Source organism: Streptomyces pluripotens, from assembly GCF_000802245.2.
In the GTDB taxonomy this organism is placed as follows: Bacteria; Actinomycetota; Actinomycetes; order Streptomycetales; family Streptomycetaceae; genus Streptomyces; species Streptomyces pluripotens.
Genome location: NZ_CP021080.1, coordinates 3243870 through 3269840 on the forward strand (window position 1 = coordinate 3243870; position 25971 = coordinate 3269840).

Genomic DNA, 25971 nt, shown 5'->3' on the forward strand with positions numbered 1-25971 from the left:
GAACCGGTTATCCCCGGTCCGCTCACTGCCTGGTGTACGTCAGGCTCCCGCCCCCGCTGCGCTTCGCTCGCTTGAGCTTCCCGTCCGACAGCAGGGTGACCTCGGTGGCTTCGCCCGGGGAGCAGGCCGAAGCGGGCTCGCCGGTGACCACGCTGGACGGCCCGATCTCCAACGGGCCGCCGCCGCCCGGCTGCTCGGCGAGCCTGGCCTCAAAGACACAGTGGTACGTCCCGCCGCCGTTGGTGGGCCCGTCCGCGACCAGCCTCAACACGGTGTCGCCCACCTTCCCCTGCGCGATGGTCAGTTCACGGGGGTGGGCGCCGAGGGCGTTGTCGATCTCGGTCTCCCAGGTGCCCAGGTACACCTCCGGGATCTCCCCCTGCGCGGAGGCGGAGGCCGACGGCGCCGACGTGGTCGGAGCGGGCGCCTTGGAGGTGGCCGAGGGCGGCGTCGAGGCGACCGCCGACGCAGGGCCGGTCACACTGCCGCCCTTGGCGTCGGTACCGCTGCCGTTCCTCATCAGCGCGTACACCGTGCCGCCCGCGCCCAGCGCCACGACCAGCGCTATCACGACGAGCAGCGCCGTGGACCGCCCGCTGCGCCGGTCCGGCTCCTGGATCGCACCGACCGGCGAAGGGCCGTACGCCGGCGGCCCGTACGGCGGGGTGGAACCGAGCCCGCCGCCATAGGGGTTGTACGGCGGCTGTCCCCCACCCCACGCCCCGGCTCCCGGCTGCTGCGGATGAGCGGCGACGGCCGGGGGCCCGGCGTGCTGGTGCGGATGCCCGTACGTCCCGGGCGCCACCCCGAATCCCGGCGGCGCCGGGGGCGCGCCGGGCGGCGGCGTCTGCCCGGCCGCGACGGTCGGCAGGTGATGGACGACGCCACCGCCGTCGCCGGCCGGGGCGGGGCCTGCCGGGGCAGCCGGCAAGGTCATCCCGTCGGACGCGGGCGCGTGCTCGGGCGGCCGTCCACTCACCCCCGCGGAAGGGGTCTGCGCCCCACCGGCACCAGCGCCCGGCGGCGATTGCCGCACGTGCGGTGCGGGCGGCCCGGCCGGGGCGGGCGGGAATCCGGGCCCGGCCGTGGGCCGGATGTCCCCGGGCTCCTCCGCCGACACCGCCGTGGCACCCTGCGGATCCTCGACCTCCAGCAACCGGACCGCGTGCCGTCCCAGCTGCGCCACCAACGCGCCCGGGAGCCACGGATCCCGCGACCGCCCCCCGGTCACCGTGTCCTCCGCCCCGGTCCGCTCCAAAATCGCGTCCAGCGAGGGCCGAGCCGCCGGATCCTTCTTCAGGCAGTCCCGCACCAGGTCGGCGATGCCCTCCGGCACCCCCTCCAGATCCGGCTCCTCCTGGGCGATCCGGAACATCAGCGCGTGCACACCACTGTTGGCGGCGCCGAAGGGCAGCACCCCGGTCGCCGCATAAGCGAGTACGGACCCGAGGCAGAAGACGTCGCAGGCCGGCGTGATCCGGTCGCCCCGCACCTGCTCGGGCGCCATGAACCCGGGCGACCCGACCAGCGACCCGGTACGGGTGAGCCCTTCCCCGCCCACCGAGGTCTGCTCCAGCGCCCGCGCGATGCCGAAGTCGATCACCCGTGGCCCGTCGATGGTCACCAGCACGTTGGACGGCTTGAGGTCACGGTGCACGATCCCCGCCGCGTGGATGTCCTTGAGCGCGTGCGCGAGCCCCGCCGCGAGGATCCGAACCGACCGCTCGGGCAGCGCCCCGTGGTCCTGCCCCACCACCTGCTGCAGGCTCGGCCCGGCCACGTACCCGGTGGCCACCCACGGCACCGCGGCCTCGGTGTCCGCGTCCAGCACGGGAGCGGTCCAGTGCCCGCCGACCCGCCGCGCGGCCCGCACCTCCTGCCGGAACCGCGCCCGGAACTCCTCCTGCGCGGCCAGTTCCGCGCGGACCAGTTTCACGGCGACGGTACGTCCCCGGTCCGACCGGGCCAGGTAGACGTTCCCCATACCGCCCGCACCCAGCCGCGCGAGCAGCCGGTAGGCCCCGATCTGCTGCGGATCCCCCGGTCCCAGCTTGTCCATCCCGCGCCGCCTTCCCCCCACATCGGTCTGCAACAGAGCGAGAATAGTGCGGCCGAACAAAGTGGACAGCAAGCCGGGGTCTACGGTTCCGTAACGGGCCGGCCCGGCCCGCCCGAGGCCGACGCGGACGGCTGCGGAAACCGTGCCACCTCCCTGTGCCACACCGCTCCTTCCCCCCTTCCGCCCCCCTTTCCCACTCCGCTTTCCCCCTTCCGCCCCTTGCCCTTCTCTCCCCGCCCCTCCCCGTCCTTTCCCTCCCCGCCCCTCCCCCTCCTTTCCCTCCCCGCCCCCCTCTTCCTTCCGCCGCTCTTCGTCTCCCCCGTGACATCGCCCTCCCCGTCGCCGCTCCCCGCCTCCGCTCGACAACCTGTCGCGGATACCTCCCCTCCACGGAACAGGACGCCGATATCCCGTCCGCATGCCGGACATTTACCCTCGCCCGCATGACCCCTCAGCCCCATCACGAAGCCGGCGCCGCAGTGAAGGCCGCGGACCGCGCACACGTCTTCCACTCCTGGTCCGCGCAGGACCTCATCGACCCGCTCGCCGTCGCCGGCGCCGAGGGGTCGTACTTTTGGGACTACGACGGCCGGCGGTACCTGGACTTCACCAGCGGGCTCGTCTACACCAACATCGGCTACCAGCACCCCAAGGTCGTCGCGGCGATCCAGGAACAGGCCGCCAGGATGACGACCTTCGCCCCCGCGTTCGCCGTGGAGGCGCGCTCGGAGGCGGCCCGGCTGATCGCCGAACGGACCCCCGGCGACCTGGACAAGATCTTCTTCACCAACGGGGGCGCGGACGCCGTCGAGCACGCGGTCCGCATGGCCCGGCTGCACACGGGCCGTGCGAAGGTGCTCTCGGCCTACCGCTCATACCACGGCGGCACCCAACAGGCCGTGAACATCACCGGTGACCCCCGCCGCTGGGCCTCCGACAATGCCGGCGCCGGTGTCGTGCACTTCTGGACGCCGTTCCTCTACCGGTCCCGCTTCTACGCCGAGACCGAGGAGCAGGAGACCGCGCGGGCCCTGGAGCACCTGGAGACGACGATCGCCTTCGAGGGCCCCGGCACCATCGCCGCGATCATCCTGGAGACCATCCCCGGTACGGCCGGAATCATGGTCCCGCCGCCCGGATACCTGGCCGGGGTGCGCGAGCTGTGCGACAAGCACGGCATCGTCTTCATCCTGGACGAGGTCATGGCCGGCTTCGGGCGCACCGGCGAGTGGTTCGCGGCCGATCTGTTCGACGTGGTGCCCGACCTGATGACCTTCGCCAAGGGCGTGAACTCGGGCTATGTCCCGCTCGGCGGCGTCGCGATCTCCCCGAGGATCGCGGAGACCTTCGGCACACGCCCCTACCCCGGCGGCCTCACCTACTCCGGCCATCCCCTGGCCTGTGCCGCCGCCGTCGCCACGATCAACGCGATGGCGGAGGAGGGCGTGGTCGAGAACGCCAGGAGACTCGGCGAGACGGTCGTCGGCCCTGGCCTCGCCGAACTGGCCCAGCGCCACCCGAGCGTCGGCGAGGTGCGCGGTACCGGCATGTTCTGGGCGCTGGAGCTGGTGAAGAACCGCCAGACCCGCGAGCCGCTGGTGCCGTACAACGCGGCAGGCGAGGCCAACGCGCCCATGGCCGCGTTCGCCGCCGCCGCCAAGCAGCACGGCCTGTGGCCCTTCGTGAACATGAACCGCACCCACGTCGTGCCGCCGTGCAACGCGACCGAAGCCGAGCTGAAGGAGGGACTGGCCGCGCTCGACGCCGCACTGACCGTGGCCGACGAGCACACGGTGTGACCACCGCGACGCTCCGGGGAAGACGTCACACCGTGTGACCGAACCACGGCTGCCGCCGGGCCGATCCGAACGCGTAAGGTGACGTGCTCGTAAGACATGGCGAGTACGCGAAAACGTACGAGTACGTCACCCACACGCGTGAGGAAAGGCCCGGACCATGCCCGGCAACGGCCCCGTGACGCGCAGCACCCTGCGCCAGCAGATCGCGGACGCGCTCCGTGACGAGGTGCTGGCGGGACGGCTGCGACCGGGCCGGGCCTTCACCGTCAAGGAGATCGCCGAACAGTACGGCGTCTCCGCCACCCCCGTCCGCGAGGCGCTGGTCAACCTGTCCGCGCAAGGCATCCTGGAGGCCGACCAGCACCGCGGCTTCCGCGTGCCGGACTACTGCATCGCCGACTTCCGGAACATGATCGAGGCCCGCACTCTGGTCACCGACGGCATGTTCCAGGCGCTGACCTCGGGGCACCCCGCCTTCCGCACCCCCGTGGAGGACCCCCTCACGACTGCGGCCCTGACCACCGTGCGCCGCCGCGGGGAGGAGGCCCAGCGGGCCGCCACCGCGGGCGACCTCACCATCCTCATCGGCTACGACCTCCGTTTCTGGCGTGAGCTGAGCGCGCTGTTCGGCAACCCCTACCTCGGCGACTTCCTGCACCGCCTGCGCGTCCAGTCCTGGGTGTGCGCGGTCCAGCACCTGCTCCGCCTCCCCGACCTGCGCGGGCGGCTCTGGGCCGGGCACACGGACCTGGTCGACGCCCTCGCCCGCCGCGAGACCGAGACCGCCCGCTCAGTCGTCGCCGCCGCCAACGCCCACTCACTGGCATTGCTGGAACAGCTGACCAACGGGTAGGTGACCAGTACGGTCCGTACGGGAGGGGGAGCCGCTCCGGGCCGGTACCGACTACCCTTCCCTGACCACCCGCTGCGCGACCACCTGCTGCCCGACCGCTTGCAGCGCGTGACCGCGCCCGCCCATGCGAGGAGCCCTCTTTGGCCTGCGACCTGTGGCTGGTACCGCTCGTCGATGTGTTGTGTCACACCCCGGACAACCCCTTCGCCGAGGAACTCGCGCAATACAACAAGGCGCTGGCCGAGGCCGGACTCCCGCCAGTGCCGGTGTACCCGTACATGCCGGGTCTGTCCGGTGATGTCGCCCCGGTGGCCGGCTTCGATTACGACGCCCTGCACTTCCTGCGCCGGGTGTACCTGCTCCAGGTCTGCGGCTTGCCGGTGGCCCCGGTGGACGAACTGGGCGGCGACTACGAGCAGTTGCTGGAGATGTTCGAGTCGACGGCCCAGCAGTCCCACTTGGTCTGGCACTACGACCACGCAGGCGCCTACGTCCCCGTCGACTTCCCGCAACCCCTTTCGAATGACGAACTCCTCGCCGGCGGAGGCCCGTTGGGCTCCTCCCAGGCACTTCTACGGGAGCTCCAGCACGTGGCCCCGGCGATCGGCATCGATCCGGCCAACCCTCCGGCACCCCCGAACCCGCCGAGCGCCCCCACCGAACTGGAGGAACCGGCCACGCCGGCCGCCTACGACGCCAGCCCCTTCGCCCGCGAACGGCACGTATGGCTGGGCCTGCACGCGGCGGCGACCCGGTCTCTGGCGCAGGGGTCGATGATCGTGTTCAGCTGAGGCACGGACCACCGAAGGGGGAAGGGGCGACCGCATGACGACCTGGGGCCTGGTCATCGAGACCACTACGGGCAACGGCGAATCGAAGCACACCGAGACGTTCGTGACGGCCCACGTGGAGGGCACGCGCGCGGAGGCGCTGGCCGAACTGGATGCGCTCGCCCGGCGCTACGCCCCGGAGCACCCCAAGCGGCCCAAGCGGCCCAAGCGGCCCAAGCGCCGTAGGCTGTTCCGGCACGGTGACGGGTTCCTGCTCGTCATCGACGGTGCCTGGCAGACCTTCAGCACCCGTTTCACGATCGGTGAGTTGCTGGCGGACGGGCCGGGGAAATGAACCGGAGACGAACCGTGAACGAAGAGGGCGCCCCGTGGGGCGCCCTCTCGTTGCGGTCGCGGGTCAGCGGGCCCGCTGCCAGGTCCGGGCGAGCCCGGTCCCCGAGTCTCAGAACACCGGCGTTCCGTCCTGCGTCAGCTTCCAGTTGACGGCCGCGAAGTCGGCCGGATCGAGGGTCTTCTTCTCGGTCACGTAGTCGATCATCAGCTGGCGGATCTCCGACATGGAGCTGAAGGCGATGTCGGCGTCGGCGATGTGCGGGTAACCGGAGCCACCGTTGGCGCGGTAGTTGTTGACGGCGACGACGAAGACCTGGTCGTCGGCGACCGGTGCGCCCTGGTAGGTGAGGTGCTTGATGCGGGAGCCCTCCGGCTGGGCGATGTCGATCTCGTAGTCGACACCGGCGGCGGTGTCGTACATGTAGTCCCAGAACTTGTTGGCGTTGGTGAGGGTGGAGGTGTCCACCGTCGTACCGGACGGGACCTGGTGGTAGTACTTCGCCGCGTACTCCAGGTAGTCCTTCAGCTGGGCGCCGGTGAGCTTCTTGCCGTAGAGGGTGTTGTCGTAGATGTAGAGGCCGGCGATGTCACGGATCGTCACGTCGCCGGCCGGGATGTCGGCGGTACGACTGAAGGGAGCGGCGACCGAGATGAGCGGGAGGGCGGCGTCGGCGGCCGACAGGCCGGAGGCGACCTTCGCCATCTGGACCTCGTGGATGAAGTCCATGACGGGGACGTCCTTCCAGCACGACTCCGCCGCCGACAGGTCCTGGGTGCAGGTGCCGACCGGGGTGTTGACGTACTTCACGACCAGTTCGTGGTCGGCTTCCAGGAGCTTCTTGATCTCCGGGTCCTCGTCCACCGCGTTGGGGTTGAGGGTCTGCGCCTTCTTGTTCGTCACCCGCCACCGGCCGCAGTGGAATTCGAGGTCGAAGTCGAAGACGGTCAGGCGCTTGCCGTAGCAGTACGGCTCGGAGAGGAGGACGTCCTCGCCGGTCTCCTCGTTCTTGACCGTGTAGGAGGAGACTTCCACGTGGGTGTGGCCGACCAGGATCGCGTCGATGCCCGGGACCTGCTCGGCAACCAGGTTCGAGGCGTTCTCGACGTAGGGGAGTTCGTCACCGTAGGACGAGGAACCGTCGAGACCGGAGTGGTCGGTCAGGAAGACGACGTCACAGCCCAGCGCCCGCAGCCGGGGCACGAACTTCTTCGCCTGCTCGACCAGACCGGGGAAGACCATCTTCCCGCTGACGTTGTCCTTGTCCCACAGCGCGATGCCGGGGTTGGTGAGGCCGAGGATGCCGACCTTGATGTCGGGACCGTGCGGCACGCGGATGCGCTTGATGGTGTACGGCTGGAACGCGGGCCGCAGGGTCTTGGCGTCGCAGGCGTTCGCGCCCAGCAGCGGGAAGTCGCACTGGCTCTCGAACTTCCGCAGCAGCTCGATGCCGTAGTTGAACTCGTGGTTGCCGAGGGCGGCGGCGTCGTAGCGCATGTGGTTCATGGCCACGGCCATCGGGTGCTTGGGGCCCGGGGTGCCGTCGGTGCCGGTGATCGGGTCGACGCGGGCGAAGTAGTAGGCCAGTGAGGTGCCCTGGATGATGTCGCCGGCGTCGACCAGGAGGACCCGGTGCTCGCCCTTCTCCTCACGCTGCTGCTTGATGAGGGTGGCGACCCGGGCGACGCCCACCGAGTTGCCCGCCTTGTCGGTGTAGGGGGCGTCCCTGTAGTAGTCCCAGTCGAAGACGTGGCTGTGCAGGTCCGTGGTGCCGAGGATGGAGAACGACCAGGTGTGCGGGGCCTTGTGGTGGTGACGGTGCTTGCGGTCGGCGGCTTCGGCGGTTCCGGTGCCGGCCGCTCCGGCGGCGGCCACGACGGCACCGGTGACGGCCGACTTCTTCACGAACTCACGGCGGTTCATGGGACTGACGGGCATACAGGCTCCAGGGAAGCTGGGTTGACGCGAGTAGACAGGGGCGATCGTGCAGGGCTACTCGCGTAGATGCTCGCGTCCACCCAGGCCCCCCGAAACCAGGAATGAGTCATGTCACGGTCAAGGATGAGTCAGTAATGCTCCATGCCGAACGCCCGACCGGAGAAACCGGTCGGGCGTTCACGAAGGCGTAACCGCGCCTACAGGAAGGGCCCGCGGGCAGGCCTACAGGAACGAGTTGATCTCGATCGTCTCGTCCCGGCCCGGGCCGACGCCGATCGCGGAGATCGGGGCGCCAGACATCTCCTCCAGCGCCTTGACGTAGTTCTGGGCGTTCTTCGGCAGGTCGGAGAAGGACTTCGCCTTGGTGATGTCCTCGGACCAGCCGGGCAGGGTCTCATAGACCGGCTTGGCATGGTGGAAGTCGGTCTGCGAGTACGGCAGCTCCTCGACGCGCTTGCCGTCGACCTCGTACGCCACGCAGACCGGGATCTGCTCCCAGCCGGTCAGTACGTCCAGCTTGGTGAGGAAGAAATCGGTCAGACCGTTGACGCGGGTCGCGTAGCGGGCGATGACGGCGTCGAACCAGCCGCAGCGGCGGTCGCGACCCGTGGTCACGCCCCGCTCGCCGCCGATACGGCGCAGCGCCTCGCCGTCCTCGTCGAACAGCTCGGTCGGGAAGGGTCCGGCGCCGACCCGGGTGGTGTAGGCCTTCAGGATGCCGATGACCCGGCTGATCTTCGTCGGGCCGACGCCCGCGCCGGTGCAGGCACCGCCGGCGGTCGGGTTCGAGGAGGTGACGAAGGGGTACGTGCCGTGGTCGATGTCCAGCAGGGTGCCCTGGCCGCCCTCGAACAGGACGACCTTGTCGTCCTCCAGGGCCTGGTTAAGGACCAGCACCGTGTCGGCGACGTACGGCTCGATCTGCTCGGCGTAGCCCAGCAGCTCCTCGACCACCTGACCGACGGCGATCGCACGCCGGTTGTACAGCTTGGTCAGGACCTGGTTCTTGACGTCGAGGGCCGCCTCGACCTTCTGGGTGAGGATCGACTCGTCATAGAGGTCCTGGACCCGGATGCCGACCCGGTTGATCTTGTCCGCGTAGGTCGGACCGATGCCGCGGCCGGTCGTACCGATCTTGCGCTTGCCGAGGAAGCGTTCCGTCACCTTGTCGACGGTCACGTTGTACGGCGTGATGATGTGCGCGTTACCACTGATCAGGAGCTTGGACGTGTCGACGCCTCGCTCGTTCAGACCGCTCAGCTCGGAGAGCAGGACCGACGGGTCGACGACGACACCGTTGCCGATGACCGGCGTACAGCCGGGCGAGAGGATTCCGGAAGGGAGAAGGTGGAGTGCGTACTTCTGGTCGCCGACGACCACCGTGTGGCCGGCATTGTTGCCGCCCTGGTAACGCACCACATAGTCCACCGAGCCACCGAGCAGGTCGGTCGCCTTCCCCTTGCCTTCGTCACCCCACTGAGCACCGAGCAGCACAAGTGCGGGCACGCGCGTACACCCCTTCCGGGCGGGGCATGTCCAAGGTCGGGGGCTTGGGCGTAAGGTTCACCGCCGTGCCACCGCGACCGTCGTTGGCCGCACAACCGTCGGACCGGATGCCCCGGAATAGACGAAGCCCCTGGCGCAATAGCGCAAGGGGCTCTTGCACAAAGATGCTACCCGAGGAAGCGAGGCAGGACCGAGGTGGCGACTTTCGCGAAGTCCGATCAGCTGCTGGTGATCATCGATCCGACGGCACGGCGGTTGGACGGAGAGTCCGTACGGATCGCGAAAGACGTGCTCAGCGCGGGTGCGGCGGCCAAGGTGTGCCTGCCGGAGGGACCGGAGGAGTTCGCCCGCGCACTGGACCGGCGAGGGACGCGGCGGCCGGTCGTGGTGGGCGGCGACCGGGCTCTGGTGCGCACGGTGTCCCTCCTGCACCGACAGCGGGAGCTGGCCGGCTGCGCGCTCTCGGTGGTGCCCGTGGGTGACACCTCGCTGGCCGAGTCCCTCGGCGTGCCGGGCGGCGCGGTGGCGGCGGCGCGGGCCGTGCTGGACGGCGCCGAGCGGCGTCTGGACCTGCTGGTCGACGACAGCGACGGGGTGGTTCTGGGAGCCCTGGGCATCCCTCCGGTCCCGGTGCGTGAGCCGGGGGCGCGGGTGCCGGTGCCGTCCGGCCACCCCTGGCTACGGACGACGTACCGCTCCCTGATCCGCACCCTCGCCTCCCGGCCCGCCCGTCTGCCCGCCGTGCCCTGCCCGGGCCACGCCCGGCTCCGGGTGGACGTGGACGGGGAGACGGTCGTGGATCTGGACCAACCCGTGGAGAAGGTGTCGGTGACCCCGGCTGCGGGCGGAGTGGCGGAGGTGGAGGTACGGCCGCTGGCCGTGGGCGCGGAGAGGACCCCGCTGCTGACCTCCGGCCGGACGGTGACGGTGGCGGGGGCGGACTTCCGCTACCGGGCGGATGCGGCGGTGTCGGGGCCGGTGCGGAAGCGGACGTGGCGGGTGCTGGAGGGGGCCTGGGGGCTGGTGCTGCCCCCGGCGTGAGCCGGCCGGGGCCTGACCCGGGGACCTGGGGCTGGGGACCTCAGCTTGGGCCGGGGCCTGGAAGCCGGTGGTGTCGATGGTGCAGTCGAAAGGCGCCAGAAGACCGGAGGACTCGGAGAGGCGGGCAGCACCCGGCGCGGTCAGCGGCTGCGCTTGCGCTCCCGGTGGATTCGCCAGCGCTCCATCATCCCGGCCACGTCCTTCTCGATGAACTCGAAGAACTCCAGCGTCTCGGCCAGTCGTCGGCCCGCCGGGGTGTCCGGACCCAGGCTGCTGACGCCCTCGCGCAGCGCGTCCTCCCAGCGCTTGATGAGCGCCTCGCGGTTGGTGAGCGCCTGGTACCACTGGTCGTCGTGCACCCGGTACCGCTCCCGGCGTGAGCCGGGTTCCCGCTCACGGGAGACCAGGTGGACCTGGGCGAGGTAGCGCACGGCACCGGAGACGGCCGCGGGGCTGATCTTCAGCTGTTCACCCAGCTCGGCGGAGGTCAAGGTCCCGGTGTCGGAGGCGAGCAGCGCGGCGAACACCCTGGCGGGCATGCGCGTCACGCCCGCCTCGACGAGCTGGGCCGCGAAGTGCTCCACGAACCGCGAGACCGACTCCGGGTCGCGCGCCGGACTCGACTCCACGCTGGGCTCCGCACTCGACTCTGCACTCGGCCCCGGTTCTGCACTCGGCTCCGTCATGCCCTCACCCTATCCGAGATTCATATAGTTCCTTAACTTCACAAATTTCTGAAAGAAGCGTACGTTCGGAGCCATGACGAAGGCAATCACGGTCTCCGGGCTGCACAAGTCCTTCGGCCGTACCCACGCCCTGGACGGCCTCGACCTGGAGGTCGAGGCCGGCGAGGTGCACGGCTTCCTCGGCCCCAACGGCGCCGGCAAGTCCACCACCATCCGGGTGCTGCTCGGCCTGCTGCGCGCCGATGCGGGCACCGCACAGGTGCTGGGCCGCGACCCGTGGCGGGACGCGGTCGAGGTGCACCGCCGGATCGCCTACGTACCCGGTGACGTGACCCTGTGGCGCAACCTCTCCGGCGGCGAGGTCATCGACCTCTACGGCCGCCTGCGCGGCGGACTCGACCCACGGCGGCGCGACGAGCTGACCGCACGCTTCGAACTGGACCCGACGAAGAAGGGCCGGACGTACTCCACCGGCAACCGGCAGAAGGTCGCCCTGGTCGCCGCCTTCGCATCCGACGTGGACCTGCTGATCCTCGACGAGCCGACCTCAGGCCTGGACCCGCTGATGGTGGAGGTCTTCCGGCGCTGCGTCGAGGAGGAACGCACACGCGGCCGCACGGTCCTCCTCTCCTCCCACGTCCTCAGCGAGGTGGAGCAGCTCTGCGACCGGGTGAGCATCATCCGCAGGGGCCGCACGGTGGAGAGCGGCTCCCTGGCCGACCTGCGTCATCTGACCCGGACCAGCGTGAGTGCCGAACTCTCCGGTCCCCCGGGCGAGCTGGCCGGACTGCCCGGTGTGCACGACCTCGCCGTCCAGGGCCACCGGGTCCGGCTCCAGGTCGACACCGACAAGCTGGACGGCGTGCTGCGCTCGCTCGGTGAGTGCGGCATCCGCTCGCTGACCTCGACCCCTCCCACGCTGGAGGAACTGTTCCTGCGCCACTACCAGAACGACACGGCCGGCTCCGGCGAGGTGACGGCATGACCACGAGCGCCTCCACCACCTTCCCCACGCGTGCCGGGGGCACCCGCCCCCTCGCCGGCACCGGCACCCTGGTGCGGTTCGCGCTGCGCCGGGACCGGCTGCTGATCCCGGTGTGGATCGCGGTGATCGCGCTGATGGTCCTCTCCATGCCCAACGCCCTCAACAGCGTGTACGGCACCCCGGCCGCCCGCGTCGGCCTGATGCGCCAGATGGCGGCGAACGCTTCCCTGCGCGCGATGGTCGGCCCTGTCTTCGGCGACTCGCTGGGCGCGCTCACGGCCTGGCGGATCGGCGTCTACGCGGGCCTCCTCGCGGCGGTGATGAGCCTGCTCATCGTCGTCCGGCACACCCGGGACGAGGAGGAGAGTGGGCGGCAGGAGCTGCTGTCGGCCGGAATGGTCGGACGGCGCGCCCCGCTGACGGCCGCGCTGCTGACGGCCGCGATCGCCGACGCCGCCCTGGCACTGCTGATCACGGCGGGCCTGGCCGGGCAGGGCGGCGCGGGCGCGGCGGCCTTCGGGCTCGGCGTCGGCGGCGTCGGGCTGGTCTTCGCCACCCTGGCGGCGATCGTCGCCCAGCTGACGGCGAGCGCCCGGCTGGCCCGGGGCCTGACGGCGGCGGTCCTGGGCGCTGCGTTCGTCCTGCGCGCGGCGGGCGACTCGGCCGCCGACGACGGCTCGTCAGCGCTGACCTGGCTGTCCCCGATCGGCTGGCTGGAGAACGTCCGCGCGTTCGCAGCCGAGCGCTGGTGGGTGCTGCCGCTGTTCGCGCTGGCCGCGCTGGTCCAGGGCGCGGTGGCCTACGAGCTGGCCGGCCGCCGGGACATCGGCATGGGCTTCCTGTCCACCCGGCCCGGACCGGCCACCGGCCGGCTGGGCACGGCGGGCGCCCTGGCCTGGCGGCTGCAGCGCGGGAGCCTGCTGGGCTGGAGCCTCGGCTTCTTCACCGCCGGGGTGGTCTACGGCGCGGTGACCACCGGGGCCGCCGACCTGGTGCAGGACAACGAACAGGCCCGGGAGATCTTCCGGCGGATGGGCGGCCAGTCCGCCATCACCGACGCGCTGCTGGCCGCGGTGATCGGCCTGCTGGGACTGGTCGCCGGCCTCTACATCGTGCAGTCCGTGCTGCGGCTGTACGGCGAGGAGAGCTCCGGCCGGGCCGAACCGGTCCTCGCGGGCCCCCTCGGCCGGCTCCGCTGGGCCGCCGGTCACCTGGTGATCGCGGCCGGCGGCGCGGCCCTCATCATGCTCCTCGCCGGCCTGGGCTTCGCCGTCGGCTACCGCAAGGACATCGGCCCGATCCTGGGCGCCTGCCTGGTCCAGCTCCCTGCCGTGTGGGTGATCGGCGGCATCGCCGTCCTGCTCTACGGCGTTCTGCCGCGCGGTGCCGTGGCCGCGTGGGGCGTCGCAGGCGCGGTGCTGCTCATCGGCTGGGTCGGCCCCGCCCTCAACGCGCCCCGGGCGCTGCTGGACCTCTCCCCCTTCAGCCATCTGCCGAAGCTGCCGAGCGCCGGGATGCGCTGGCAACCGGTCCTGCTGCTCACCCTCCTGGCGGTCATACTGACCGGGGCAGGGCTCGCAGGGCTACGGCGCAGGGACATGTCCGGGTGAGCCTTCGGCACCGCCGGGCTCAGCGCACTTCCACCCGCAGGCCCTCAAGCCCCCGGATGACGAAGTTCGGCTTGCGCACCGGCTCCTGGGCCAGGGCCAGCGTGGGGGCCTGCCGGAGCAGGGCCGTCATGGAGGCCGCCAGCTCCATGCGGGCCAGCGGCGCGCCGATGCAGTAGTGGATGCCCGCGCTGAAGGAGATGTGCGGGTTGTCCTCGCGGGTGAGGTCCAGACGGTCGGGCTCGGGGAACACCGCCGGGTCGTGGTTGGCGGAGCCGAAGAGCATGGCGATCTCCGCACCCCGGGGGACCGTCGTCCCGTCGATCTCGATGTCCTCCAGCACCCAGCGCTCGAACAGTTGGAGCGGGGTGTCGTAGCGCATCAGCTCCTCGATCGCGGCCGGGACCAGGGAGTGGTCGGCACGCAGGGCCGCCAGCTGGCCGGGGTGGCGCAACAGCGCCGCCCAGCCGTTCACCGTGGCGTTGACCGTCGCCTCGTGCCCGGCGTTGAGCAGCAGGACCGCCGTGGAGATCATTTCCTGCTCGGTGAGCCGGTCGCCTTCGTCATGGGCCGCGATCAGACCGGAGATCAGGTCCTCCCCCGGCTCCTTGCGCCGGGCCGCGATCAGTTCCCGCAGGTAGCCGGAGAACTCCACCGACGCCCGTACCGCCCGTGCCGCCGTCTCCGGCGAGGGGGTCAGCTCGTACATCCCGCAGATGTCCGCCGACCAGGGCCGCAGCTGTGCCCGGTCCGCCTCCGGAACGCCCAGCATCTCGGCGATCACTGCCACCGGCAGCGGCTCGGCCACCTGCGTGAGCAGATCGCCGCCGCCCTCCCGCACGAGGCCGGACACCAGCTCGCCCGCCAGGGCGCACACGTAGGGCTTCAGCCGCTCCACCGTGCGCGGAGTGAACGCCTTCGACACCAGCCGCCTGATCCGGGTGTGGTCCGGCGGCTCCAGGTCCAGCATCCCGTGGTCGTTGAGCGTGTGGAACGGCTCCTGCTCCGGCGGGGGCGGGGTCCGGCCGAACTCCTGGTGCGAGAAACGGTGCCGGTAGGTGCGGCCGAGGCGACGGTCGCGCAGCAGCGCCGAGACGTCCGCGTGGTGTGGGATCAGCCACTGGTCGGTCGGTTCGTACCGGATCACCCTGCCCCGCGCCCGCAGCTCGGCATAGGCCGGGTACGGGTCGGCGAGGAACGCCGGGTCCCAGGGGTCGAAAGCGAGATCGGAAGCAGCTGCCATGAACGGACGCTAGCCGGGCCACGCCGGTCTGACCAGGGGGTGGCATGCCGGGGCAGCACGGACGGTACGGCTCCGGCCCTACCTTCATGGGCCGGACGGCGGCTCTCGGCACACGTAGAGACGTACTACGTGGTCGGACGCATCGACGGTGTCCCGGTGGGGTCCTGGGAGGTGGGAGGGGCTCGGCCAGCACGCCTCCTCACGGGGAAACGGCAGGTAGCGGCCGGCCGTACGGCAACGCTTGGCCCAGCGGCGCCAGCGGGCGTCGCGGAGGTCGGGTAACTCGGGTAGGTCAGTTAGGGCGGGGAGCCGCCACACGTACGGGTCCGGTACCCGGACCGGCGCGGAGAGGTCCGGGGCGTCCGGCGCGGACCCCGGCGCCCGCCCGGCGAGCCAGGCGCGCAGGCGGGCCATGACGTCACGCATGGCCGTGCGCACTGACGCCTTGGCGCGACGCTCAGGACGTACCGGCAGGCCGCCAACCTCGATCAGCCGCAGGCTGCCGAGGTCATCGCCTCAAGCCAGGCCAGGATCAGTCGCGTTGAGAGCGGGCACGCGAACCTCCGCGTCATCGAGCTGCGGCTGCTGCTGGACGCGTACGGCGTCACGGACCAGGAAGTCCGCAACAAACTGGAGGATCTGGCCAAGCACTCGAAGAATCGCGGCTGGTGGCTCGAACACGCGGCACACCTGCGGCCGGACTACCTCGACCACATCGCGTTGGAGGACGACGCGACCCACATCCGGGAATGGCAGCCGGCCCTGGTGCCAGGCCTCCTGCAGACCCCCACCTACGCGAAGGCCGTCATCACGGAGGGCCCCAACTACGTGACCCCCGAGCGGGTCGGGCAATTGGTGAAAGTGCGGGAGGGCCGACAGGCGAAGATCGAGGAAGGCGGGGCGACTTACACCGCCATCCTCTGGGAAGCCGTCATCACGCACCCGCTGGTGGGTGTCGAGGTACACCGCGAACAGCTTTCCGCGATCCTTGAGGTCGGCAAACGGAAGAACGTCACAGTGCAGGTGTTGCCGTTCAGCGCGGGGGTGCTGGCAGCCGTGACCTCAGCGTTCTGCGCCTTCAGCTTCGGCTCGGACCCCGCGGTCGAAGCAGCGACGCTTGACAACCTGAGAGAAGCATCGGTTCTCGAAGGTGCCGAGGACCTGGCAGCTTACGCCAATGCGTTCGACCTCCTACGATCGTCCGCACTGGCACCGGAGGCCAGCGCACAGCTCCTCCGGAGCACCCTGCGGACCATCGAGGAAGGCTAGTCATGACCGAGGTTGTAGGCCCCTTCCGGAAATCGTCGTACTCCGGGCAGGAGAACAACTGCGTCGAGGTCGCTCTCACGGTCGGCAACGGGCGGGCCGTCCGCGACAGCAAGCAGCACGACGGGCCACTGCTCGCCTTCTCCCCCAACGGCTGGCAGGCCTTCCTCCAGCAGTTCGGCCACTCGACTCGGGGCTGACTAGCCCGGCGTCACCAACCGTGCCTCGTAGGCGAACACCGCCGCCTGGGTGCGGTCCCTGAGGCCCAGCTTCACCAGGATCCGGCCGACGTGCGTTTTCACGGTCTGCTCGGCCACGACCAGTCGTCCGGCGATCTCCGCGTTCGACAACCCCGGGCCCTGACCCGGTTCCTCACCAGGCCAGTTGGGCGATCTCCTCGGCCACCACCGCGCAGGCGTCCGCCGCCGGGTCGATCAGCGGGAAGTGACCCACGTCCTCCAACAGCGTCAGTCCCACCACCTCCCCCGCCTTCGCCGCGGCCTCCGCGTACGTTTCGGCCACCACCTGCGGCACCACCTGGTCCGTGCGGCCCTGGACGAGGGTTGTCGCAATACCCGTCGGGAGCAGGAGAGCCGGGTCCGCGTACGGCTGCCGTTCCGTGAACTGCTCTTCTCCGCCGAGGAGTTGAAGGGCCGCGTTGCCGCACACGTTCAGTTTCTCGGCCACTGCGAGGTCCGCGATCGGGGCGAGGGCGACGACACCGCGCAGCGGCGCCGGGCGTTCGGTGCGCCACCGGGCGTCCGGCGGGAGGACGTGCCGGGCCGCCGCCCACAGGGCCAGGTGGCCGCCGGCCGAGTGGCCGGTCAGAACGGTGCGACGGGGGTCTGCCTGCGGGAGCGCCTCGCGCACCAGCCCGGGGAGGGCGTCCAGCGCTGTGGCAACGTCGTCGAAGGTGTCCGGCCAGCGACCAGCGGGGGAAACAGCGACGGCTTCCCCGCCCCCCGCTTCCGCCCTGCCCTGCTCCGGGATCAGGGGGTCGCCCCCGCGCCGGTACTCGATGTTGGCCACCGCAAAGCCCCTGCGGGCCAGGTAGTCCGCGAAGGGAGTGACGTGGCGGCGGTCGTGGTGCGCGCGCCAGGCTCCACCGTGCAGGACCGCGACCAGGGGGGCGAGTGAGGTGGGGGCGAGGGGAGAACACTCCGGGTCGGGACGGGGAGCATAGAAGTCGATCACCTGGTCAGGGTGGTCGCCGTATGCCGCGGTGACATCGGGGTCAACCGGGGGGTGTGAGAAGGCCGATTCCTCTTCGGCGGCGGCGCGGGCTGCTGCGGCGTCGTCCGGCATGCTCCAACCTCTCAGCGACAAAAGCGTGTTCGGGATGTGGCGGACCAGGTGGGGATCTGTTCGTCGGCCGTTGGCGGGGACGGTATCAGGCCGGTGACGTGCGGGGACATGGGGTTGTCACGCAGGGTGAGGGATAAACGGTTCTGTACGGGGTTCGGGTGGGGAGGAGGGCGGGGGACGATCGAGCAAGGGACGATCGGGCGGGGGACGAGGGGCGGGGAGCCACGAGATCGCTGAGCAACACAGCTCGTGCCACGTCCCTCGGCCCGACCCTGAGCCAGGACCGGGAGCGCCGGGGCCAGGGACGGGGCCAGGAACAGAGCCGGGCCGGAGTTCTGCCCGCGCCCCCACATCCCCGCGCCCCGGGCCCCGGCCCCGCCCCCACGTGCCCGTGCTCGTGCTCGTCCCGGCCCTACGTCACCGCGCCAGTTCCTCCCCCAGGATCCGGGCCGCTCGCTCCGTGTCGCCGAAGCCGGTGTAGAGAGGGGTGAAGCCGAAGCGGAGGACGTCGGGGTGACGGAAGTCGCCTACGACTCCCCTGGCGATCAGGCGTTTCATCACTTCGCCGGCGTCCGCGCAGCGCAGGGCGACCTGGCTGCCCCGCTCCGCGTGGGAATCGGGCGTGAGGCACTGCACGCGTCCCGGTCCGGAGTACTCGGACACGCACCGCAGGAAGAAGTCCGTCAGGGCCAGGGACTTGGCGCGGACGGCGGCGACGGACACGCCGTCCCAGACCTCCAGGGCCGCCTCCAGGGCCAGCATGGACAGGATGTCCGGCGTGCCGACCCGGCCGCGCAGCGCGCCGGGGGCCGGTGCGTAGGACGGGCTCATGCCGAAGGGGTCCTGGTGGGAGTTCCAGCCGGGGAGGGGGGAGTCGAAGCGGGGCTGCAGCTCACTCCGTACGTACAGGTACGCCGGAGAGCCCGGGCCACCGTTGAGGTACTTGTAGGTGCAGCCGACCGCCAGGTCGACCCCGTGCTCGTCCAGGCCCACCGGCAGCGCGCCCGCGCTGTGGCACAGGTCCCAGACCGCGAGGGCGCCGGAGGCGTGGATCGCGGCCGTCAGGGACGGCAGGTCGTGCAGCCGACCGGTGCGGTAGTCGACGTGGTTGAGGAGGACGACGGCCGTGCGGTCACCGAGGGCCGACGGGACCTCCTGCGGGGTCACCGCACGCAAGGTGCAGCCCGTCAGACGGGCTGCGGACTCGGCGATGTAGCCGTCCGTGGGGAAGGTCGTGGCGTCGACCAGGATCTCGGTCCGCCCCTCGCCCGCCATGCGGGTGGCCGCCACCAGGGCCTTGAACACGTTGACGCTCGTCGAATCGCCGGCCACGATCTGGCCCGGCGCCGCACCGACCAGCGGAGCGATCCGGTCACCGATCCGTTCGGGCGCGGTCCACCAACCGCTCTCCGCCCAGGAGCGGATGCGCAGTTCACCCCACTGGCGTCGGACCACGTCCGCCATGCGGTCGGGGACGTGCGCGGGCAGGGCACCCAGCGAGTTCCCGTCGAGGTAGACGACGTCGTCCAGGGCGAAACGCTCCCTGACCGGCGCCAGGTCGTCCGCTGCGTCCAGCGTCCTCGCCAGAGCCGCCAGTTCGGCGGCCTTCGGTGCGGAAGCAGTCGGCTCAGACATAGGACCTCGCCGTCCACAGCTCCGGGAACACGTTCTTGCGGGCGCGCTTCTCCAGCCAGGCGACCCCAGCAGAACCACCCGTTCCGGGCTTGGCACCCATCGCGCGCCGGGTGGCGACCAGGTGGTCGTTGCGCCAGCGCCACACCAGTTCGGCCACGTCCGTCAACGCCTCGCCCAGCCGGGCGAGCTCGCTGTCCGGGTCGCCGGAGTAGACCGCTGCCCACGCCCGTTCGACCTCGTCGCAGGGCTCGTGGCGCTGCGCGACGTCGCGCTGCACCACGGACTCGGGGATGGCGTGCCCACGCCGGGCCAGCAGGCGCACCACCTCGTCGTACAGGCTCGGTTCGTGCAGCGCCTTCTCCAGTTCCGCGTGGACGCGCGGGGCACCACGGTGCGGTACGAGCATGGACGCGGACTTCTCGCCGAGCAGGAACTCCAGGCGCCGGTACATCGCCGACTGGAAGCCGGAGCCCTCACCGAGGGCGGAGCGGTACGAGTTGAACTGCGCGGGGGTGAGCTGGCCGAGCGGCCTCCAGGAGGCGTTCAGGGCCTCAAGCTCCCGCACGGAACGCTTCAGCGCGTCGATCGCCGTCGGTACGTCGTCCGAGCGCAGGGCCTGCGCGGCCGTCTCCCACTCGTGAACGATGACCGTGAACCACAGCTCCATGACCTGGGTGGTGACCAGGAAGACCATCTCCCCGGGGTCATCGGAGAGGGTGTGCTGCAGGTGGGTGAGCACATCCGCCCTGACGTAGTCCTCGTACGGGGTCGTACCCGCGAAGTCGAGGTTCGGGTCGGGCTGCGGGGTCTCGGGCTCAGCGGCCTCGAAAGGGGGGTGAGCCTGTTGGGACATCGCTGTCTCCTGTTGTTACTCCGGGTAGCGGTCCGCCCCTGCCGATGCCGACACGGGGGCCCCGGTCCCCACCCGGAATCCTCCGCAATCCTTCCGGATACGGCAAGCCCCGGTTACTGCCGGACGGACCACACCGGCACCTCCCGGGACACGGCCCGGGAGGTGCGTACGGGGATCCCCACCTCACCCCGTGGGCGCCCTGAAGCCCCGGTCCCGAGTGGCAGACTGGCGGCATGACGACGCACAAGAACCTGCTCGGCGGCCCGGAGCCGACGTACCTGCCGGAGAACGAAGAGGCCTACCGCCTCCTGGGCGAAGAGTCCCTGCCGCCGGCCGAGGTCGCGGCGAAGCACCCCACGTTCTCGCTCGCCTGGGCGATGCTCGCCGACGACGCCTACGAGGCGGGCCGGGTGGTCGAGTCGTACGCCTATGCGCGCACCGGCTACCACCGCGGTCTGGACTCACTGCGCCGGGCCGGGTGGAAGGGGCACGGCCCCATCCCCTGGGACCACCGGGCCAATCGCGGGTTCCTGCGCTGCCTCGCCGCCCTCGCCCGCGCGGCCGACCAGATCGACGAGAAGGACGAGAAGGAGCGCTGTTGGCAGTTCCTCCAGGACAGCAGCGCCGAGGCGTACGCCGAGCTGAAGCGGTAGTCACCACCGCAGACGCACGGACGACCGTGCCGCCGTCCCCCAGCGGGCGACGGCGGCACGGACTGCCCGATGCGGTTACTTGATCTTGGTGCCCGCCGAGCGCAGGTTCCGCGTGGCCTCGACCACGCGCGCGGCCATGCCCGCCTCGGCGAGCTTGCCCCAGGTGCGCGGGTCGTAGGTCTTCTTGCTGCCGACCTCGCCGTCGACCTTCAGGACGCCGTCGTAGTTCCTGAACATGTGGTCGGCGACCGGACGGGTGAAGGCGTACTGGGTGTCCGTGTCGATGTTCATCTTCACGACGCCGTTCTCCAGCGCGGTGTGGATCTCCTGCTCGGAGGAGCCGGAGCCGCCGTGGAAGACGAAGTCGAACGGCTTGCTGTCGGCCGGCCTGCCGTACTTGGCGGCGACGCCCTCGTTCAGCTCCTTCAGCAGATCGGGGCGGAGCACCACGTTGCCCGGCTTGTACACACCGTGCACATTGCCGAAGGAGGCGGCCAGCAGGTAGCGGCCCTTCTCACCCAGGCCGAGCGCCTCGACGGTGCGGATCGCATCCTCGACCGTGGTGTAGAGGGAGTCGTTGATCTCGTGGGAGACGCCGTCCTCCTCACCGCCGGTCGGGGTGATCTCCACCTCCAGGATGATGCGGGCGGCGCGGGCACGCTCCAGCAACTCCTGGGCGACGGCCAGGTTGTCGGCGAGGGTCTCGGCGGAACCATCCCACATGTGGGACTGGAAGAGCGGGTTCCGGCCAGCCTTCACACGCTCCTCGGAGATCGCGAGCAGCGGACGCACATACCCGTCGAGCTTGTCCTTGGGGCAGTGGTCGGTGTGCAGGGCGATGTTGACCGGGTACTTCTCGGCGACGATGTGCGCGAACTCGGCGAGCGCGACCGCACCGCTCACCATGTCCTTGCTGTACTGGCCGCCCAGGAACTCGGCACCGCCGGTCGAGATCTGGACGATGCCGTCGCTCTCCGCCTCCGCGAAGCCGCGCAGCGCCGCGTGCAGGGTCTGCGTCGAGGTGACGTTGATGGCCGGGTAGGCGAACTTGCCTGCCTTCGCCCGGTCGAGCATCTCGTTGTAGACCTCGGGGGTTGCGATGGGCATCTGTCCGCTCCTCGTGTTGCGGTTGGCGTTGTGCGTTACGGCCCTGACCTAGACCTGGGGGGGCGACGTCATCGTCATCCCCATCTTTCCAGACATGACGTGATGGTCCGCGCGATGGTCGGCGCCCCGGGCAAGTCCAGGTCAAACAGCGGCGTCAGTCCAGCCCCAGTTCATCCTTCGAGAAGGCGAAACGGTACGGAACGCCCGCGCCGGCCTCGATCTTCTCGGCGGCACCGGTCGCCCGGTCCACGATGGTCGCGACGGCGACGACCTCGGCGCCCGCCTCGCGCACCGCTTCCACGGCGGTCAACGGGGAGCCGCCGGTGGTGGAGGTGTCCTCGACGACGAGCACGCGCCGTCCCGCGATCTCGGGCCCTTCCACCCGCCGCTGCAGTCCGTGCGCCTTCGCCGCCTTGCGCACGACGAACGCGTCCAGGTTCTTCCCGCGGGCGGCGGCGGCGTGCAGCATGGCGGCGGCGACCGGGTCGGCGCCCATGGTGAGCCCGCCCACCGCGTCGAACTCCAGGTCCGCGGTCAGGTCCAGCAGTACCTGACCGACCAGCGGGGCGGCTTCGCCATCGAGGGTGACGCGGCGCAGGTCGACGTAGTAGTCGGCCTCCAGACCGGAGGAGAGGGTCACCTTGCCGTGCACCACGGCCTTGTCCTTGATCTGCTGCAGCAGTGCGCCGCGTACGTCCGTCATGCCGACCAGCTTAGAGGCGCCGCCAGCTCCAGGTCGCCGAGGCCTCCAGCGGCTCCAGCGGGGTGACCAGGCGCGGGAGGGTGTTCAGACCGTTGGGCGGGCCCGTCTGCGGTTCCACGCAGACGGCTTCCGCCTGCTCGTCGTAGACGACCACCCACTCCTCGCGGCTGGTCACCTTCAGCTCCAGCCGGCCGGGCCAGGTGAGGGTGACGTCGACTCCACCGGGCATGCCGAAGCAGTCGTCCCAGGGGCCGGGCCGGGGGTCGATGCGGTTGCCGGTGGGCAGGTGGTCGGGGCCACGCTCCTCCTGCCAGGCGGGCTTGAAGTCCAGCTGGACGTCCGTGCCGCCGAGGTTCCGGTTGAACCACGGGTGCCAGCCGATCTGCGCGGGGAAGGAGTCGTCGTACGTCTCCACGGACATCGTCAGCGTCAGGCTGTCCTCGGCGAGCGCGACGAGCTGGGTGACACGCCCCGGATGCGGCCAAGGGGCAACCAGATCGTGGGTGATCACCGCCTCGGTACCGGAGGTACGCGCGGTGTGCCAGACGCCGTCGCGGGCGGTGCCGTGGATGGCGTGGGGCGGGGCGTTGAGCGGCATCTGGCGGACGGTGGCGCCGTCCAGGAAGCGCCCCTGTCTGATCCGACCGCACCACGGCACCATCGGGAAGCAGCCGAAACGCTCGCCCTGCCGCAGCAGTTCCTGGCCGCCGATCCGCAGTCCGCCGATACGACCACCGTCGCCCGGCAGCACGGTCACCTCCGCGTCGCCCGCGGTCAGCGTGATGTCTTCGTTACTCACGCCACGACCCTACTGGGGTGATCAAGAGGACGTCGCCCAGGACGTAGCCCGGACGTGCACCTGGTCCGAAAACAACGCCAACGCCGTGGCGGGCGGGCGGCGTGTGCGTGACGGGGCGAGCATGGCCCGTTGCGCAGCGCTAGCGGCGTCGGCGCAGGGCGCGCGTCACCACGATCGCGGAGGCCAGGGCCAGCGCTGCCGCGGGAGCCGCCCAGCGCAGGACCGGGTTCCCGGCGACGGTCTGGGGGGCCGGCACGGGGGCGTAGCGGCCTCTGGGCGGGGCGTGGTCGACCTCCTCGGCACTGCGGCCGATCATCGTCCGGCGGGCGTGCGCGGCCTCGGCAGGGGGTGCTCCGGTATCGGCGAAGTCCTCGGCGAGGCCCTCGGTGGCAGTCGTGTCCTCGTCGGCCCCACCGGCCCCACTGGGCTCATCGGCCCCACTGGGCTCATCGGCCCCACCAGGCCCGTCCTCGCCGGCCTCCTCCTCGCCGGCCGCCCGGTCCGGGGAGGCGGCCGACGCGGGCTCCGGGGCCGTGCCCGGTTCGGGGCCTCGGCCGCCGCCCTCGGGGGCGTCTTCCGGGAGCGGAGGCTTCGCCGCGGCCACGAGTCCCTCCACGAACCGGTTCAGCAGCCTCGTCACCGCCGAGGTCACCGCCTCCGCCGGGAACTCCGTGATCCGGCCGTCCGCATCCGCCGTGCCTTCGACCGTGACGGTGCAGCCACCGTCGGTCCCCGCGAGGCGCAGGGTCAGCGCGATCTTGACCGAGCCGGTGCCGCGGGCCTCGGTGGCGTCGCCCTCGACGGTGTAGGTGCCGTCCTCGCGGGCGGCCACCCGTACCGCTCCCCGGTAGGTGACGGAGTGACCGCCGACCCGCAGCTTCAGCCGCCCGGCGACGGCTTCGGCACCGGCGTCCTGCTGGAGTCCGGGCACGGCCCCGGCCACTCGCGTGGGGTCGGCGAGGGCCGCCGCGAGAAGCTCGACCGGAACCGGGACGAAGACCTGGTGCTCCATGTCGGCTGAGCCTACCCAGGAGCGGCCGGAACGTACCCTCGCACGAGCCCCCACCTGCCCGGCCGACACCTCAGTAGCGCGGATGCACCAACGTCGACGCCGGCAGCCCCTCGACCCGGGTCCGTTCCGCCGCCCTCACGTCCGCCTCCAGTCCGGCCTGCGTCAGGGTGCCCCGGCCCATCCGGTCCAGCTGCGGGAGCGGGGCCAACGGGCCGGGGGCCGCCAGCAGGAAGCCCCAGTCGCGCGGCGCCCCGGAAGCCTTCGTCGCGCGGTCGGGGCCCACGGCGAAACGGGGGTCCCGGCCGAGAATCCGGTAGGGGGTGGCGGCGAAGCCGGCCGCGCGGAGGGTTGCGTCGACGGTCCAGAAGACCCGGGGGCGGGCGGTGACGGCTCCCGCGTGCACCGCCAGGCGGCCGCGGGGGGCCAGGACCCGTCGGGCCAGGCCGTAGAACTCCTGGGAGTACAGCTTGGTACTGGCGGTGATACCGGGGTCGGGAAGATCGGCGATCACAACGTCGTAGGCCGAGGCGGGAGCACCGCGCAGCCACCCGAGCACGTCCGCCGTGGTGACGTGGACGCGAGGGTCGGCGAAGGCATGGGCGTTGGCGGCGGACAGGCCGGGGTCGCTACGGGCCAAGCGGACCAGACCGGGATCGCGTTCGACGACGTCGACACGGCGCACCTCGTGGTGGCGCAGCACCTCGCGGGCCGCCAGGCCGTCGCCGCCGCCGAGGATCAGCACACGCGCGTGGGGGCCGGTGGAGAGGGCCGGGTGGACCAAGGCCTCGTGATAGCGGCGTTCATCGCGTCCACCGGCGCGGAGGCGCCCGTCCAGGTAGAGGTCGAGGGGCTGGCCGCTGGTGCCGCCGACCAGGACGACCTCCTGGACGCCGGTCTGCACGGCCACCCGGACGTTCCTGCCGTAGACGGCGTGCCGGGCGGCCCGTTCGAAATCGCCGGCGAGGGCTGCGGCGGCGGCGAGGACGCCCAGAACGGTGAGGCCGGCCAGGAGCAGGATCCAGCGGGCACGACGGGTGAGGTCGCGGCGGAAGAGCCCGAGGACCAAGGCACCCCCCGCGACGACATTGACCGTGCCGGTGAGCAGGGCGCCGGTGAGCTGGCCGAGGACGGGGAGGAGCAAGAAGGGGAAGGCCAGGCCGCCGACGAGGGCACCGACGTAGTCCGCGGCGAACAGGTCGGCCACCGCGCCGCCCGCATCCTGCCTGCGGATGCGCTGGATCAACTCCATCAGCAACGGGACCTCTGCGCCGATGAGCAGGCCGATGGCGAGGGAGAAGGCGACCAGGAGGCAGCGCGGGCCATCGGCCCACACCCCGCCCCAGCCGGCGGTCCAGGCGAACACGGCGTATAACGCCATCGCGCTGCACCCGCCGACCAGCGCGAGGACGGCCTCGACCGCACCGAATCCGGCGGCGGCGCGCCAGCGCAGCCGCTTGGCACCGAGCGAGCCGACGCCCATCGCGAACACCATCACGGAGAGCACGACGGAGGCCTGGGTGACCGAGTCGCCGATGAGGTACGAGGCGAACGCGACGAGTTCGAGTTCGTACACGAGTCCACAGGCCGCGCAGACGAAGACGCACACGAGGACCAGGAACCGCCCGGTGCCGGGCCGGACGGGCAGCAGCGCGGGACCAGTCCAGGAGGACGGGGCGCCCGGAGGCGCTGGGGCGTGCGGTTCGATCACTCTGCGACGTTACGTCACATGCTCGGGACGCTTCGTCACCCACACGTGTGGAAGTAGCAGCGGTTGCCGCCTCCTTGGGTTTGACCAGCGT

At 71.2% G+C, this 25971-nt stretch carries 23 protein-coding genes and 2 pseudogenes; 10 read left to right on the top strand and 15 right to left on the bottom strand.

Annotated features, from left to right (window positions below):
- Positions 1–22: 22 nt before the first annotated feature.
- Positions 23–2059, bottom strand: coding sequence for a serine/threonine-protein kinase (locus LK06_RS14515; protein WP_039650494.1), 2037 nt, complete (start codon positions 2057–2059; stop codon positions 23–25).
- A gap of 443 nt (positions 2060–2502) precedes the next feature.
- On the opposite strand from LK06_RS14515, the gene LK06_RS14520 reads away from it, so the two are divergent.
- The 4 genes from LK06_RS14520 to LK06_RS14535 all read left to right on the top strand — a co-directional run bounded on the left by LK06_RS14520 (position 2503) and on the right by LK06_RS14535 (position 5836).
- Entirely contained in the window at positions 2503–3858 is a 1356-nt protein-coding gene (locus LK06_RS14520; RefSeq protein WP_039650497.1) for an aspartate aminotransferase family protein, read from the top strand.
- A gap of 157 nt (positions 3859–4015) precedes the next feature.
- Positions 4016–4711 (top strand): GntR family transcriptional regulator, encoded by a 696-nt coding sequence (locus tag LK06_RS14525; RefSeq protein WP_039650499.1) that lies wholly within the window; start codon positions 4016–4018, stop codon positions 4709–4711.
- A gap of 140 nt (positions 4712–4851) precedes the next feature.
- Positions 4852–5502, top strand: coding sequence for a hypothetical protein (locus LK06_RS14530; RefSeq protein ID WP_039650501.1), 651 nt, complete (start codon positions 4852–4854; stop codon positions 5500–5502).
- 34 nt (positions 5503–5536) lie between these two features.
- Positions 5537–5836, top strand: a complete 300-nt coding sequence (locus tag LK06_RS14535) for a hypothetical protein (protein WP_052318823.1) — start codon at positions 5537–5539, stop codon at positions 5834–5836.
- A 108-nt stretch (positions 5837–5944) separates the two neighbouring features.
- Here the strand turns inward: LK06_RS14535 and LK06_RS14540 are convergent, their stop codons facing one another.
- Together LK06_RS14540 and LK06_RS14545 are read right to left on the bottom strand one after the other, a co-directional pair.
- Positions 5945–7771: a bifunctional metallophosphatase/5'-nucleotidase gene (locus LK06_RS14540; RefSeq protein WP_043410370.1), complete on the bottom strand. Its 1827-nt coding sequence runs from the start codon at positions 7769–7771 to the stop codon at positions 5945–5947.
- A 222-nt stretch (positions 7772–7993) separates the two neighbouring features.
- Positions 7994–9277, bottom strand: a complete 1284-nt coding sequence (locus tag LK06_RS14545) for an adenylosuccinate synthase (RefSeq protein WP_039650505.1) — start codon at positions 9275–9277, stop codon at positions 7994–7996.
- Between the two features lie 195 nt (positions 9278–9472).
- On the opposite strand from LK06_RS14545, the gene LK06_RS14550 reads away from it, so the two are divergent.
- Entirely contained in the window at positions 9473–10318 is an 846-nt protein-coding gene (locus LK06_RS14550) for a diacylglycerol kinase family protein (protein ID WP_039650507.1), read from the top strand.
- Positions 10319–10458: 140 nt separating this feature from the next.
- Here LK06_RS14550 and LK06_RS14555 read toward each other — a convergent pair whose 3' ends face one another.
- Positions 10459–11004: a GbsR/MarR family transcriptional regulator gene (locus LK06_RS14555; protein ID WP_052269824.1), complete on the bottom strand. Its 546-nt coding sequence runs from the start codon at positions 11002–11004 to the stop codon at positions 10459–10461.
- Between the two features lie 73 nt (positions 11005–11077).
- Between LK06_RS14555 and LK06_RS14560 the strand changes: the two genes are divergently transcribed.
- The gene (locus LK06_RS14560; protein ID WP_039650511.1) at positions 11078–11989 is read left to right on the top strand and encodes an ABC transporter ATP-binding protein; all 912 of its coding nucleotides are present in this window, start codon (positions 11078–11080) and stop codon (positions 11987–11989) included.
- Complete coding sequence (locus LK06_RS14565; protein ID WP_043410366.1) at positions 11986–13599, top strand: ABC transporter permease; 1614 nt, start codon at positions 11986–11988, stop codon at positions 13597–13599. Before LK06_RS14560 ends, LK06_RS14565 begins: the two co-directional genes overlap by 4 nt.
- A 19-nt stretch (positions 13600–13618) precedes the next feature.
- On the opposite strand, the gene LK06_RS14570 is transcribed toward LK06_RS14565, so the two are convergent.
- Positions 13619–14839, bottom strand: a complete 1221-nt coding sequence (locus LK06_RS14570; protein WP_039650515.1) for a cytochrome P450 — start codon at positions 14837–14839, stop codon at positions 13619–13621.
- An 84-nt stretch (positions 14840–14923) separates the two neighbouring features.
- On the bottom strand, positions 14924–15265 hold the full coding sequence (locus LK06_RS33155; protein WP_159025297.1) for a hypothetical protein: 342 nt from the start codon (positions 15263–15265) through the stop codon (positions 14924–14926).
- A 15-nt stretch (positions 15266–15280) separates the two neighbouring features.
- On the opposite strand from LK06_RS33155, the pseudogene LK06_RS14575 reads away from it, so the two are divergent.
- Both LK06_RS14575 and LK06_RS14580 read left to right on the top strand, forming a co-directional pair.
- Positions 15281–16108: pseudogene (locus LK06_RS14575) on the top strand (helix-turn-helix domain-containing protein); the annotation flags it as partial.
- A 2-nt stretch (positions 16109–16110) separates the two neighbouring features.
- Positions 16111–16305: a DUF397 domain-containing protein gene (locus LK06_RS14580; protein WP_039650518.1), complete on the top strand. Its 195-nt coding sequence runs from the start codon at positions 16111–16113 to the stop codon at positions 16303–16305.
- Here the strand turns inward: LK06_RS14580 and LK06_RS14585 are convergent.
- From LK06_RS14585 to LK06_RS14600, 4 genes and pseudogenes are all read right to left on the bottom strand, one after another.
- Positions 16306–16458, bottom strand: a pseudogene (locus LK06_RS14585) (response regulator transcription factor); the annotation flags it as partial. It abuts the gene before it with no gap.
- A 19-nt stretch (positions 16459–16477) separates the two neighbouring features.
- Positions 16478–17410, bottom strand: coding sequence for an alpha/beta hydrolase (locus tag LK06_RS14590; RefSeq protein ID WP_039650520.1), 933 nt, complete (start codon positions 17408–17410; stop codon positions 16478–16480).
- 417 nt (positions 17411–17827) lie between these two features.
- On the bottom strand, positions 17828–19045 hold the full coding sequence (gene kynU / locus LK06_RS14595) for a kynureninase (RefSeq protein WP_039650522.1): 1218 nt from the start codon (positions 19043–19045) through the stop codon (positions 17828–17830).
- Positions 19038–19898 carry a tryptophan 2,3-dioxygenase family protein gene (locus LK06_RS14600; protein WP_039650524.1) on the bottom strand — a complete coding sequence of 287 codons (861 nt, stop codon included), beginning with the start codon at positions 19896–19898 and terminating at the stop codon, positions 19038–19040. Before LK06_RS14600 ends, kynU begins: the two co-directional genes overlap by 8 nt.
- Before the next feature lie 233 nt (positions 19899–20131).
- On the opposite strand from LK06_RS14600, the gene LK06_RS14605 reads away from it, so the two are divergent.
- Positions 20132–20551: a DUF3151 domain-containing protein gene (locus tag LK06_RS14605; protein WP_039650526.1), complete on the top strand. Its 420-nt coding sequence runs from the start codon at positions 20132–20134 to the stop codon at positions 20549–20551.
- Between the two features lie 75 nt (positions 20552–20626).
- On the opposite strand, the gene fbaA is transcribed toward LK06_RS14605, so the two are convergent.
- The 5 genes from fbaA to LK06_RS14630 form a co-directional block, all read right to left on the bottom strand.
- Complete coding sequence (gene fbaA / locus LK06_RS14610; RefSeq protein WP_039650528.1) at positions 20627–21658, bottom strand: class II fructose-bisphosphate aldolase; 1032 nt, start codon at positions 21656–21658, stop codon at positions 20627–20629.
- Positions 21659–21812: 154 nt separating this feature from the next.
- Complete coding sequence (gene pyrE, locus LK06_RS14615; protein WP_039650530.1) at positions 21813–22361, bottom strand: orotate phosphoribosyltransferase; 549 nt, start codon at positions 22359–22361, stop codon at positions 21813–21815.
- Positions 22362–22371: 10 nt separating this feature from the next.
- Complete coding sequence (locus LK06_RS14620; RefSeq protein WP_039650532.1) at positions 22372–23160, bottom strand: aldose epimerase family protein; 789 nt, start codon at positions 23158–23160, stop codon at positions 22372–22374.
- 139 nt (positions 23161–23299) lie between these two features.
- Positions 23300–24172, bottom strand: a complete 873-nt coding sequence (locus LK06_RS14625) for an SRPBCC family protein (protein WP_043432016.1) — start codon at positions 24170–24172, stop codon at positions 23300–23302.
- Positions 24173–24242: 70 nt separating this feature from the next.
- Positions 24243–25880 (bottom strand): polyamine aminopropyltransferase, encoded by a 1638-nt coding sequence (locus tag LK06_RS14630; protein WP_039650536.1) that lies wholly within the window; start codon positions 25878–25880, stop codon positions 24243–24245.
- Between the last annotated feature and the right edge of the window lie 91 nt (positions 25881–25971).

Coding starts and splice junctions, on each gene's coding strand:
- LK06_RS14515 (WP_039650494.1), bottom strand. CDS start 2,059: ATGGACAAGCTGGGACCGGGGGATCCGCAGCAGATCGGGGCCTACCGG.
- LK06_RS14520 (WP_039650497.1), top strand. CDS start 2,503: ATGACCCCTCAGCCCCATCACGAAGCCGGCGCCGCAGTGAAGGCCGCG.
- LK06_RS14525 (WP_039650499.1), top strand. CDS start 4,016: ATGCCCGGCAACGGCCCCGTGACGCGCAGCACCCTGCGCCAGCAGATC.
- LK06_RS14535 (WP_052318823.1), top strand. CDS start 5,537: ATGACGACCTGGGGCCTGGTCATCGAGACCACTACGGGCAACGGCGAA.
- LK06_RS14540 (WP_043410370.1), bottom strand. CDS start 7,771: ATGCCCGTCAGTCCCATGAACCGCCGTGAGTTCGTGAAGAAGTCGGCC.
- LK06_RS14555 (WP_052269824.1), bottom strand. CDS start 11,004: ATGACGGAGCCGAGTGCAGAACCGGGGCCGAGTGCAGAGTCGAGTGCG.
- LK06_RS14560 (WP_039650511.1), top strand. CDS start 11,078: ATGACGAAGGCAATCACGGTCTCCGGGCTGCACAAGTCCTTCGGCCGT.
- LK06_RS14565 (WP_043410366.1), top strand. CDS start 11,986: ATGACCACGAGCGCCTCCACCACCTTCCCCACGCGTGCCGGGGGCACC.
- LK06_RS14570 (WP_039650515.1), bottom strand. CDS start 14,839: ATGGCAGCTGCTTCCGATCTCGCTTTCGACCCCTGGGACCCGGCGTTC.
- LK06_RS33155 (WP_159025297.1), bottom strand. CDS start 15,265: ATGCGTGACGTCATGGCCCGCCTGCGCGCCTGGCTCGCCGGGCGGGCG.
- LK06_RS14580 (WP_039650518.1), top strand. CDS start 16,111: ATGACCGAGGTTGTAGGCCCCTTCCGGAAATCGTCGTACTCCGGGCAG.
- LK06_RS14590 (WP_039650520.1), bottom strand. CDS start 17,410: ATGCCGGACGACGCCGCAGCAGCCCGCGCCGCCGCCGAAGAGGAATCG.
- kynU (WP_039650522.1), bottom strand. CDS start 19,045: ATGTCTGAGCCGACTGCTTCCGCACCGAAGGCCGCCGAACTGGCGGCT.
- LK06_RS14600 (WP_039650524.1), bottom strand. CDS start 19,898: ATGTCCCAACAGGCTCACCCCCCTTTCGAGGCCGCTGAGCCCGAGACC.
- LK06_RS14605 (WP_039650526.1), top strand. CDS start 20,132: ATGACGACGCACAAGAACCTGCTCGGCGGCCCGGAGCCGACGTACCTG.
- fbaA (WP_039650528.1), bottom strand. CDS start 21,658: ATGCCCATCGCAACCCCCGAGGTCTACAACGAGATGCTCGACCGGGCG.
- pyrE (WP_039650530.1), bottom strand. CDS start 22,361: ATGACGGACGTACGCGGCGCACTGCTGCAGCAGATCAAGGACAAGGCC.
- LK06_RS14625 (WP_043432016.1), bottom strand. CDS start 24,172: ATGGAGCACCAGGTCTTCGTCCCGGTTCCGGTCGAGCTTCTCGCGGCG.